Here is an 11384-nt window from a genome sequence, read left to right as displayed (position 1 = left end):
GCGCTGCTTGAGGGCCTTGTTATAAGAGGGCCAGTTGGTGATTTTAAAATTTTGTTTTGCCATGGAGACCTGATTTTGAAACAACTGTGGTGATCTGCTCCGATGATTACCCAAAAGTTCTATTTATTCAACAAAGCCGCGCTGATGCTCAAATTTTCCAAGAAGTGTTTCACATTCTGCCAAGCGTCTTTGCATTGGCAGAGGCCGATCTGATCCTGGTACTGCTGTCGCTGATTGACATGACGCTGGTAGGCGGTCTGTTGGTAATGGTGATGCTGTCTGGCTATGAGAACTTTGTCTCGACGCTGAACATTGATGAGGATCGGGAGAAACTGAGCTGGCTCGGCAAAATGGATTCCGGCTCACTCAAAAATAAAGTGGCGGCATCGATCGTCGCCATCTCTTCCATCCATTTGCTGCGCGTGTTTATGGATGCGCGCAATACGCCGGATAACAAGCTGATGTGGTATGTGATTATCCACCTGACGTTTGTGCTGTCGGCGTTTCTGATGGGCTATCTGGACAAAGCGACGCGTCACGAAAAGAAGTAATGTTAACGGTACGCCCACTCAGGCGTACCGAGAATTTACTGACAAACCTACCGAAAACAGTAACGCTTCCCGACCTCCGGCATTTCCGCCACCTCCGTCATTCGCGCGAAGGTGGGAATCTCGTGCAGATGAAATGCGTTTCTTCTCACAGAGATCCCCGGCTTTCGCCGAGGATGACGAGGAGGAAAGTTACTTTGCCAGCGGTCTGACAGTTCGTCCGCTCTGGCGTACCGTTTTACTTACTGCGGCGTAGCGGTGTGCGCCAGCCATTCCGGCAGGTCATTTAATCCCATCGCCTGACGCACCAGCACCGGTTTCACCCCCGGCAGGCGGTTCGCCAGCGTCAGGCCAATATCCCGTAGCAATTTTTTCGCCGGGTTCTCTCCGTTAAACAGTTCCCTGAACCCTTGCATGCTGGCCAACATCAGCGCGGCACTGTGCTTACGCTGGCGTTCATAGCGTCGCAGGTAGAGGTATTGCCCGAAATCCTTACCTTGCCCCTGTAAGCGTTTGATTTCGGCGATCAGCGTGGCGACATCCATAAACCCGAGGTTGACGCCCTGTCCGGCTAGGGGGTGGATGGTATGTGCAGAATCGCCCACCAGCGCCAGTCGATGCGCGGCAAAGCTGCGCGCATAGCGTCCGGTTAACGGGTGTGTTTGCCGGGCACTGATGGTGGTGCACCGCCCAAGATACGTGTCAAAGGCGATCGCCAATTGCTGATCGAAAGCCTCCTTGGGCAGTGCCAGCATGGATTCGGCCTGCAACGGTGGCAGCGACCAGACAATCGAGCACAGGTTTGCCTCCGCCAACGGCAGAAACGCCAGAATGCCATCGCCATGGAACACCTGGCGTGCCACGCCGTCGTGCGGGTGTTCAGTGCGTACCGTTGCCACCAGTGCGTGATGACCGTAATCCCAGAACGTCAGTGGGATATCGGCCTGCTGACGTAGCCAGGAGTGCGCACCGTCTGCGCCGACTACCAGGCGCGCCGTGAGCATGGTGCCATCGTCCCGCGTGATAAATGCTTCGTTCTCGCCCCAGGCCACCTGCTGCAATACCGCCGGTGCCATCAGGGTAATGTCTTTTGCTTTTTCTGCTCGTTGCCACAGGGCGCGTTGAATGACATCATTTTCGATAATGTGGCCGAGGCGGGAAAAACCATAGGCCTCGCCCTCAAAATGGATATTGCCAAAGCTGTCTTTGTCCCACACGTACATGGCGTTATAGGGGCTGATGCGCTGTGCTTCGATCTCTTGCCAGACATCGATATGACGCAGCAGGCATTCGCTGGCCGCGTTAATGGCGGAGACGCGCAGCGCATAAGCCCCGTCCGCGGCCGTCTGTGGTGGCGTACGCTGTTCCAGAACGGCAATGAGTAGCCCGGATTGTTGCAGCCCGCAGGCTAATGCCAGACCGACCATGCCGCCGCCCGCGATAACCACATCAAATGATTGCATAAGCCCTGTTTCCTGTTGCTTGCATTAATGATCGAACCAACCCAACGTGCGGCGCGCAAAGGTATCACGCACGGGCGCAACGGTATTCATGGTCATCAAACCCAGATTGCGACCCACTTCCAGCGAGGTAACACTGTTGGCAAACAGGCGTACCAGACCGTCTGTCAGCGCAATGGTCGCCTGCTGATCGGGTTCTCGGCGCTGGGCGTAGCGGCTCAGCACGCGATAGCTGCCGGTGTCTTCCTGTTGCGCAGCGGCCTGTGTCAGGGTTTCTGCCAGCGACATCACGTCGCGCAGCCCGAGATTGAATCCCTGTCCGGCAATCGGGTGCAGCGTTTGCGCCGCATTGCCCACCAACGCCACGCGGTGCGCGATATGCCGTGCCGCCGTCACCAGTCGCAGCGGATAGGTGTGACGTTCGCCGATGTGGGTAATTGCGCCCAATCGCCAGCCAAAGGCGCGTTGCAGCGCGGCGCGGCATTCGGCCTCGCTCCAGGCGCTCACCTGCGTCTGGTTTGATAACGGGTGGCACCATACCAACGAACTGCGTCCACCGCGCATGGGTAATAGTGCTAACGGGCCGTCCGGGGTAAAGCGCTCAAAGGCTTTTCCAGCATGAGGCAACTGGGTGCGGATGTTGGCAATAACGGCAAACTGCGGATACTCCTCTGTCTGCCACTGCATGCCGCAGGCCCGAGCCAGCGCGGAGGCGGATCCGTCTGCAGCCACCAAGAGCTGCCCGCACAGCGTACTGCCGTCATCCAGTTGCAGGGTGGCCTGTTCGGCACTGCGTTCAACGTGTACTACCTTGCGTGGGCAGTGCACGCGTACGCCTGGCGCACTGTGGAGTAACCGAAACAGGGTTTGACCAACCTGATGTAGCTCCACCACGTAACCCAATGCGGCGGTACGATAATCACTGGCCTGCATGTTGACCACACCGGAGTGGCCGCGATCGCTGACGTGCACCGCGGTGATGGGTTCCGCTTCGCTGGCGATAGCTTGCCAGATGCCGACACGCTTAAGCTGCTGCACAGTGCCTTGCGCCAGCGCGATAGCGCGGGCGTCGAAGCCGGGATGCGCGCTGTCCAGCGGCGAGTGTGCTTCTATCACCTCGACGGGTAGGGTGCCGCCGGAAAGGGAGGAAATGGCCAGTGCCAGCGTTGCTCCCGCCATGCCTCCGCCGACTATCAGGATCGTCATCGCGATTATCTCGCTGCCTGGCGTATGGCACGGGCCTGTGCCATCAACGCTTCAATGTCGTCGGCGTCTTTTACGACGCCCGCCGTCAATACTTCGTTACCGCTGTCAGTAATCAGAATGTCATCCTCGATGCGGATACCGATGCCGCGATATTCATGGGGCACTTTGGCGTCTGGCGCGATATAGAGCCCCGGTTCGACGGTGAGCACCATGCCGGGTTCCAGCAAACGGCTGCGCTCTGACGCGCCGTAATCGCCAACATCGTGCACGTCCAGCCCCAGCCAATGGCTGAGTCCGTGCATGTAGAACGCGCGGTGTGCCTGTTCGGCGATCAGTTCATCGACGCTACCTTTCAGAACGCCGAGTTTAACCAACCCTTCGACCATGATATGAATCACCTGCTCATTCACTTCACGAATGCTGACACCGGGTTTGAATAGCGCCAGCGCGTTGCGCTGTGAAGCCAGCACAATATCGTAAATCGCGCGCTGCGGGGGGCTGAATTTTCCACTTACCGGGAAGGTCCGCGTGATATCACCGGCATAGCCCTGATATTCGCAGCCCGCGTCAATCAACACCAAATCGCCCTCGTGCATTTGCCGTTCGTTTTCGGTGTAGTGCAGAATACAGCCGTTATCACCGCTGCCGACAATGGTGTTATACGAAGGATAGCGCGCACCGTGGCGGGTAAATTCATGATGAATTTCTCCTTCCAATTGGTATTCGTACATCCTAGGTTCACAGCTTGTCATGGCGCGAGTATGGGCCTTGGCGGTGATCTCTCCAGCCCGACGCATCAGCTCTAGCTCTTTCGGGGATTTAAACAGGCGCATCTCGTGCACCCAGGGGCGCCAGTCGGTCTGCGTCTGCGGTGCGATAAGCCCCTGACGCGTGCCGTTTCGCAGCGTCTCCAGTGCGCTGAACAGCAGGCGGTCCGCGTACTCGTACAGCCCTTGTGCGTGGTAAATCACGTCCAGTCCGTTGAGCAGCAGGTGCAACTGCGCATTGATGTCGCTAAATGGCAGGGCGCGATCGACATTCAAGCGCGAAGGGGCCGCTTCCTGCCCCAGACGGCGTCCAAACCATATTTCCGCCGTGACATCGCGCACGCGGTTGAACAGGACGGTGTGGTGATGGTGCTCATCGCTTTTTACCAGTAACAGCACCGCTTCCGGCTCGTTAAATCCGGTGAAGTACCAGAAATCGCTGTTCTGACGATAAGGGTACTCACTGTCAGCGCTGCGCGTGGCTTCCGGTGCGGCAAAAAATATCGCCGCGCTGGCGGGAGCCATTTTTTCCAGCAACTGCTGGCGGCGGCGAGTATATTCCTGGCCAAAAGCGTCTTGTTGAATCATCACCTGCTCCTGTGTGATGCGCATTCGGTAATTCCCTCCTGCGTGGGAACCCCTGCTGGTAAGGCTGGATGCGCGATTAATGTAGCGTTGGTTTTTTCTTCTCAGGTGCGGTCTGTACCGGGCGTGTGTATTCACAGTGGCAGAGAATGGCGGAAACTCTGACGTATTCGATGATTTCTTCCAGCGATTGCGCCAGCTCTTCCTGATCTTCATCTTCGTCATAGCCAAGCTGTGCAATATTGCGCAAATCGTCGATGGCTTCTTTCAATTCGCCCTGCGCCTTGTTCAGACGTGGCTGAACGACGCCCAGCCCGAGTAGAAAGTGATTGACCCATCCGGCCAGCGCGTCGGCACGATCAAACACGCTTACCGCCGTGTTGTCGTCATCCGGTAGCAGCAGTTGGAATTCAAATTCGCTCTCTTCTAGCGCTTCTTTAGTGACCTGATACAGCGTTTGCAGCGGCTGAGAAACCAAGTGAGAGAACGCCAGACCATCGTTAGTCAGTTCGTGTAACAACGTTTTCCAACTGTCATCGGTGTTGCCCCCGCACAGGATACCGCTGATAAGCCCGTGCATTTCCGCTGCCGTCAGTGCAACTTGTTGCTGTATCAGGAACGCGTCTAGGGTTTCATAGCCGGGATACGTGGTTTCTATGGACATGTGCTTTGTTCATCATTGGCGGGTTGGTATCGTGTTATGCTACCACCAAGCTCGGCTGCTATGCCAGAAAGGGCTTGTTTCTTCTATGTTGAGTTATTATAGTGGCGCCCGCGTGAAGGTGCTGTCGCCAGTCCGTGATGTGAATTTTTTCTGCGGCGCAGAAAACGAAATGAGGCAGGAAAGGGGCATGTCTGCACAACCAGTAGATATTCAAATCTTTGGCCGTTCGTTAAGAGTCAATTGTCCGCCGGAACAACAGGAAGCGTTGAATCAGGCTGCGGAAGATCTTAACCAGCGGTTGCAGGATCTCAAAGTGCGCACACGCGTGACCAACACGGAACAATTAGTGTTTATCGCTGCACTTAACGTGTGCCATGAATTGGCACAAGAGCGCTTGAAAACGCGTGATTACGCGGCAAATATGGAGCAGCGCATCCGTATGTTGCAGCAGACCATCGAGCAGGCTTTGCTGGAACAAGGGCGCATAACCGAGCGTCAGGGCACGCCTTTCGAGTGAGTCGAGAGGGGCTAGCGCCTTGCTCCACGTTTTGGTTTTTTAAATTGATTTTTGTTAGTTGCCCGATGTTTTTCGCTATAAAGCGTGATAGAGTTATTCACGAGTAAAGAATAAAATTTCTCTGAGGTGTTTGTCTGCGGGTCAGTCCCCTGAGCCGATATTTCAAACCAACAGAATGTAACGCTCCGCAGCCGGTGAGCATGCTCGGTTCGTACGAGAAGCCTTAAGGTTGCGACGGTATGTTCACCTTGAACCAAGGGTTCAAGGGTTACCACCTGCGGCGGCATCTCGGAGATCCCTTCTCTCCTTTCTTTTCCCTGTTATTGTCTATGACTTCTGCGTCCATGCCCATTTTGCCACAGCAACAGCGTCAGGCCATGCGTGATCGCGTGCGTCAGTTGCGCCGCGCGCTCACGCAGGAACAACAAGCCCGGTTTGCACAGCAGATTGCCGAACGTGCGTTGGAACAACCTGAAGTGCAGCAGGCACAGAGGATTGCGCTGTTTTTGTCGTTTGACGGTGAGCTGGATACCCAGCCGTTGATTGCCCATTTGTGGCAGCAGGGAAAGGCGGTGTATCTGCCGGTACTGCACCCGTTTTCGCCGGGACATTTGCTGTTTTTACACTACGATGCGCAGACACCGCTGGTGAAGAATCGCCTGAAGATCTTTGAGCCGCGTCTGGATGTGCGCCGCGTGTTGCCGCTAATCCAACTCGATGTACTGTTTACGCCGTTGGTGGCGTTCGATGTGCAGGGACAACGGCTGGGCATGGGCGGCGGGTTTTATGACCGGACCTTACAGCTCTGGCAACAGCGGGGGCCATACCCGATTGGCTTGGCCCATGACTGCCAGCAGGTCGATGCAATCCCGAACGAAGCGTGGGACATCCCGTTGCCCGCCATTCTGACCCCCTCTCGCCGCTGGCAGTGGTAATCCGTCGTTGATTACAGCGTCGGCGTATCTGGCCCGCCAGATGTACGGTGCGACAGCATTTGTTGTACCAGTTCCACGCAGCGCAGGAAGCGCGAATCATAATCTGATTCGGTTACGTGTACGTAAGGGACGTTATTCTTCACCAGCATGGTTTTGAGTAGCGTTTGGAACGCGCTGCGTACGGTACTGCTACCTAGGCTACGTAAACCATCCGCGACCCACGGCGTATTGTTTTCCAGCAGAATCACCAGATCAAACCGGTATTCGTCAATCAACGCTTGGACAAAAGGGTGTTCGCGTCCTTCATACTGCTTGCAAAATGCCTGGGTGGTAATGAAATCGGTATCGATAAAGGCCACTTTATTGGCATATTTCACTGCAAAATCAATGTATTGAGCTTGTCCTAGCGCGATTTTGTCGTAGTCGGAATATTGCAGCGCCATCTCGTCGCCGCCCAGATGGGAAAAGACATAGTCCCGGCCAAACTCCCAGGCGCTGGTGGTATTGAAGATATTGGCGAGCTTGTTGACCAGCGTCGATTTACCGCTAGATTCGCCGCCGAGAATGGCAACGGTGCGCACGAAAAAGGGCTTCACTTCGGTGGGAATATAATCCCAATAGCGGAACGGATCGTGACGGATCTGTGCGCCGCTGATGTTCATAAATGAGCGTTCTGGGTCAACCAACACCGCGTCGATGCCTAACTGTTCGCGGTACTGCGGGGCATCTTTGGCTTCGCTGGTATAGACAAAGTTGGGTTCAATCGCCTTCTCTTGCATAAAGGCCTTGATACCGCGACTCCATACATCCCAGCCGTGCGGGTAAGGCTCCATGCCTTCTTCGTTAAAGGCGTGAATGCGGATATTATTCTGATATTTGAAAGTTTGTAGCAGCCAACGCAGACGATCGCTTACGGTGGGCTGCTGCGACATGGCGCTGTGCTCAAACAGCAGGCGGTCGCGTGATTCGTCGTAACCTAGGATCACATGCAATTCATCAACCTGACTACAGGTGCGCTGGATCAGGTATATATGGCCGGTATGCAGAGGATAAAACTTGCCGAACACCACCCCGATGGTTTTGTCGTGGCGGGGAAATTCCAGTTCCAGAAAACGGTGCAGCGCTTCCAGCTTTTGAGCGCTGGGGTTTTTGATCTTGGCATTCAGCAATTGGCTGAGATAGCCCTTGGTCATACCGGTTGCGTGGGCAACCTGCTGAAGGGTACACCCTTTCTTGCGGATGGCGGGTTTCAGGTAATCAAAAGATGACATTGTCAGGCACTCTTGGTTTAGCACGTGTGTTTAGCATGCTAAACCAAGATACCACAAGCATTCTCAACCTGCGCGCATGTTCCCGCAGGTTAGGCGTTAAAGATCGTCGAGGATCGCCAGTGCGTCAGTCAGCTTTTTCACGCCAAACACCTGCATGTTGGCGGGGGGGCGTTTTGGCGCATTGGCATGCGGGACGATGGCGCGCTTGAAGCCGTGTTTGGCCGCTTCGGAAATACGTTCCTGACCGCTGGGCACTGGCCTTATCTCGCCGGATAGCCCCGCTTCGCCGAACACCACCAGATCCTGCGGCAGCGGCCTGTCGCGCAGGCTGGAGACCAACGATAGCAGCAGTGCCAGATCGGCGCTGGTTTCGGTGACTTTTACGCCACCAACCACGTTCACGAACACATCCTGATCCGCCATTTGCAGTCCGCCGTGGCGGTGTAACACGGCGAGCAGGAGCGCCAGTCGGTTCTGTTCCAGACCGACGGCGACGCGGCGAGGATTGGCCATCATCGAGTGATCCACCAACGCCTGAATCTCCACCAGCAGAGGACGCGTGCCTTCCCACACCACCATAACGGAGCTGCCGGACATCACTTCATCACCCCGGCTGAGAAAAATGGCAGAGGGGTTGCTGACTTCGCGCAATCCCTGCTCGGTCATGGCGAACACTCCCAATTCATTGACGGCACCGAAACGGTTTTTATGGCTGCGCAGGGTACGAAAACGGGAATCTGCATCACCGTCGAGCAGCACGGAGCAGTCAATGCAGTGCTCCAGCACCTTGGGGCCAGCCAATGAACCATCTTTGGTAACGTGGCCCACCATCACGATAGCGACACCGCGCGTTTTGGCCAAGCGGGTGAGATAGGCGGCGGTTTCCCGCACCTGTGCCACGCTGCCGGGTGAGGATTGGATATCGGACAGATGCATCACCTGAATCGAGTCGATCACCATCAGCTTGGGCTGCTCCTGTTTGGCAATCAGACAGATTTGCTCGATGCTGGTTTCGGACAGCATATTGAGATGCTGGGTTGGCAGGCCCAAGCGGTGCGCGCGCATCGCCACCTGCTGTAGAGACTCTTCTCCTGTGACGTATAGGGTTTTCATCTGTTCAGAGAGTTTGCACAAGGTTTGCAGCAGCAGGGTACTTTTCCCCGCACCGGGGTTGCCCCCGATCAGAATGGCGCTGCCGGGCACCACGCCGCCACCCAACACGCGATCGAACTCGCTAAAGCCGGTGGAAAAACGCGGTAGCGCTTCCAGGCTGATATCAGAGAGTTTTTGTACGCGGCTGATGCCTTCATGGTCGCCCGCATAGCCAGTACGGTGATCGGTGCGAGACGTAGCGGCGGCCAGCCGCACTTCGGTAATGGTGTTCCAGGCGTTACAGGCGCTGCATTGGCCCTGCCAGCGCGGATAATCGGCACCACATTCGTTGCAAACGAAGGCGCGTTTAACGGCTTTTGCCACGGTTCACCTCACTGCTCTTAGCGTTTTTCGTGCCGCAGGCTGCCGCTCAGTACGCACATTACGCCGGTCAAATCGGCGTGACGGATGCTGACGGGGGCCTGCTCATTCACTTTGGGTTTGGCATGATAGGCGATGCCGAGCCCGGATGCCTTGATCATCACCAGATCGTTGGCACCGTCACCGATGGCAATGGTCTGCTCTTCAGTGATCTCCAGCTTATCCGCCAGTTGGCGCAGGGTTTTGGCTTTATATTTGGCATCGACGATCGGGCCTACCACTTCGCCGGTCAGCTTACCGTCGCGCAAACCCATTTCGTTGGCCACTGCCGCCACCAGGCCGAGTTTCTCTTTCAGATGATCGGCGAAATAGGTGAAGCCGCCGGACGCAATGGCGACGTGCCAGCCCGCCGCCTGCAACTGCTCTACCATGTAGGTCAGCCCCGGCATCAGCGGCAGATTTTTGCGCACTTTTTGCAGGATATCAGCATCGGCTCCCTTAAGGGTGCCCACGCGCTCGCGCAGACTGGCGGAGAAATCTAACTCACCGCGCATCGCCCGTTCGGTGATCGCCGCCACCTTCTCTCCGGTGCCGGACAGTTTGGCGATTTCATCAATACACTCAATCTGAATGGCGGTGGAATCCATGTCCATCACCAGTAAACCGGGCGCACGCAGCGTCGGGGTGTTGCACATCGGGGCCACATCCATCCCCAGTTCATGAGCCAGTTTAGTGGCGCGTGGCGTGAGCGAACCGGCCAAACGCACCACCTGATAATCTTCCACGTTCCAGGCGCTGACGATTACCATCGCCGCACCGAGCTTGCGCTGGTAACGCGAAAGCAAGTTTTTATCCAGTACGTCGCCGTACAGCAGCCAGCCGGTGTCCCCCGCGCGATAGTCGAGCGGCATCACTTCATCACCGCTGAGTGATAACGGCAGTCCCGGCCAACAGTTAATCTCGTTAGGGAGATCGCGGTAGGTCTGACTATTCGGCATGGGGCATCCTCTTCTGGCAAAAATAGCGCGTACTGACGCGGGTAAACATAACAGTACATCACTCAGAAAACAGGGCAACAAGCTATCCTATCGCTATCGCTTCTGACAACATGAAAGTATGCAAATCGCTCAGGGATTCTCATGGTCCACACCCCGTTAAAATTCCGCTTACACCGCACCGCTATTGTACTGATCTGCCTGGCGCTGCTGGTTGCATTGATGCAGGGGGCGTCCTATTTCAGCCTGAGTCATCAAATGACGCGTTCCGAGCAGGTTGAAGACATTGCACGCACGCTGGCGCGGCAGGTGGCATTCAGCCTGACGCAGCTGATGGAAAGCAACGATGATAACAGCCAGAAAATCAGCACAATGCTGGCGCAGTTAACGCAAAATAGTCGCATTCTCGACGCGGCACTCTATCAGCAAGACGGTTCATTGATTGCCCGTACTGGAGAAGAGGTTGTGGTGCGCGATCGGCTGGCGCTGGATGGCAAGCGGGTGGGGAGTTATTTCAACCACCAGATTGTGCAGCCCATCAACGGCAAGGAGGCCCGATCGGGTTTCTGCGCATGACGCTCGATACTCACGTGTTGGTGACCGAAGCCAAGCAGGTCGATAACACTACCAATATCTTGCGCCTGATGATTCTGCTGGCGTTAGCGATCGGCATTATTCTGGCCCGTACGCTGTTGCAGCACCGTCGCAGCCGCTGGCAGCAGTCACCCTATCTGCTCACCGCCAACACGCCGGTAAAGGAAGATGACGAGAATACCTCATCGCCTGTCCGGAAGAAAAAACGGACAAGCCTGAGTCATAACTATATATACCCGTGATCATTGAAGATGCTTGATTTTACGCGGTAAGAAGATCATGCTCACCCACTATGAAGATATTTATTACCGACAAGCAAAAAGCCGAACTCGAACACCTTCATGACACCAGTCGTGATAAGCGTGTTTG

Annotated in this window: 9 protein-coding genes, 1 other RNA gene and 2 pseudogenes; 5 read left to right on the top strand and 7 right to left on the bottom strand. The window is 55.8% G+C overall.

The window, feature by feature from the left end; genetic code table 11:
* Positions 1-155: 155 nt before the first annotated feature.
* Positions 156-551, top strand: a pseudogene (locus QZ506_RS08540) (TIGR00645 family protein); the annotation flags it as partial.
* Positions 552-790: 239 nt separating this feature from the next.
* On the opposite strand, the gene ubiI reads toward QZ506_RS08540, so the two are convergent.
* From ubiI to QZ506_RS08520, 4 genes are read right to left on the bottom strand one after another with little or no spacing between them, the layout of a single operon-like run.
* Positions 791-2011, bottom strand: a complete 1221-nt coding sequence (ubiI, locus tag QZ506_RS08535) for an FAD-dependent 2-octaprenylphenol hydroxylase (RefSeq protein WP_291970386.1) — start codon at positions 2009-2011, stop codon at positions 791-793.
* 24 nt (positions 2012-2035) lie between these two features.
* The gene (ubiH, locus tag QZ506_RS08530) at positions 2036-3214 is read right to left on the bottom strand and encodes a 2-octaprenyl-6-methoxyphenyl hydroxylase (RefSeq protein WP_291970384.1); all 1179 of its coding nucleotides are present in this window, start codon (positions 3212-3214) and stop codon (positions 2036-2038) included.
* A 5-nt stretch (positions 3215-3219) separates the two neighbouring features.
* On the bottom strand, positions 3220-4593 hold the full coding sequence (pepP, locus tag QZ506_RS08525; RefSeq protein ID WP_291970382.1) for a Xaa-Pro aminopeptidase: 1374 nt from the start codon (positions 4591-4593) through the stop codon (positions 3220-3222).
* Positions 4594-4645: 52 nt separating this feature from the next.
* A complete protein-coding gene (locus QZ506_RS08520; RefSeq protein ID WP_291970380.1) occupies positions 4646-5230 on the bottom strand; it encodes a YecA family protein in 585 nt (194 codons plus the stop codon).
* Positions 5231-5417: 187 nt separating this feature from the next.
* Between QZ506_RS08520 and zapA the strand changes: the two genes are divergently transcribed.
* The 3 genes from zapA to QZ506_RS08505 all read left to right on the top strand — a co-directional run bounded on the left by zapA (position 5418) and on the right by QZ506_RS08505 (position 6682).
* Positions 5418-5747 carry a cell division protein ZapA gene (gene zapA, locus QZ506_RS08515; RefSeq protein WP_196906564.1) on the top strand — a complete coding sequence of 110 codons (330 nt, stop codon included), beginning with the start codon at positions 5418-5420 and terminating at the stop codon, positions 5745-5747.
* A gap of 115 nt (positions 5748-5862) precedes the next feature.
* Positions 5863-6046: non-coding RNA, 6S RNA (ssrS, locus tag QZ506_RS08510), on the top strand.
* 45 nt (positions 6047-6091) lie between these two features.
* Positions 6092-6682, top strand: coding sequence for a 5-formyltetrahydrofolate cyclo-ligase (locus QZ506_RS08505; RefSeq protein WP_291970376.1), 591 nt, complete (start codon positions 6092-6094; stop codon positions 6680-6682).
* 11 nt (positions 6683-6693) lie between these two features.
* On the opposite strand, the gene nadR is transcribed toward QZ506_RS08505, so the two are convergent.
* The 3 genes from nadR to serB form a co-directional block, all read right to left on the bottom strand.
* Positions 6694-7953, bottom strand: a complete 1260-nt coding sequence (gene nadR / locus QZ506_RS08500) for a multifunctional transcriptional regulator/nicotinamide-nucleotide adenylyltransferase/ribosylnicotinamide kinase NadR (protein WP_291970374.1) — start codon at positions 7951-7953, stop codon at positions 6694-6696.
* 96 nt (positions 7954-8049) lie between these two features.
* Positions 8050-9429 carry a DNA repair protein RadA gene (gene radA / locus QZ506_RS08495; protein ID WP_291970372.1) on the bottom strand — a complete coding sequence of 460 codons (1380 nt, stop codon included), beginning with the start codon at positions 9427-9429 and terminating at the stop codon, positions 8050-8052.
* A 17-nt stretch (positions 9430-9446) separates the two neighbouring features.
* Positions 9447-10424: a phosphoserine phosphatase gene (serB, locus tag QZ506_RS08490; protein ID WP_291970371.1), complete on the bottom strand. Its 978-nt coding sequence runs from the start codon at positions 10422-10424 to the stop codon at positions 9447-9449.
* A 141-nt stretch (positions 10425-10565) separates the two neighbouring features.
* Here serB and QZ506_RS08485 point away from each other — a divergent pair.
* A pseudogene (locus QZ506_RS08485) lies at positions 10566-11257 on the top strand (YtjB family periplasmic protein).
* The last annotated feature ends 127 nt before the right edge of the window (positions 11258-11384 follow it).

Origin of the sequence: Candidatus Symbiopectobacterium sp., from assembly GCF_020054415.1 — a bacterium.
In the GTDB taxonomy this organism is placed as follows: Bacteria; Pseudomonadota; Gammaproteobacteria; order Enterobacterales; family Enterobacteriaceae; genus Symbiopectobacterium.
This window is presented reverse-complemented; position numbering and strand designations above follow the sequence as displayed.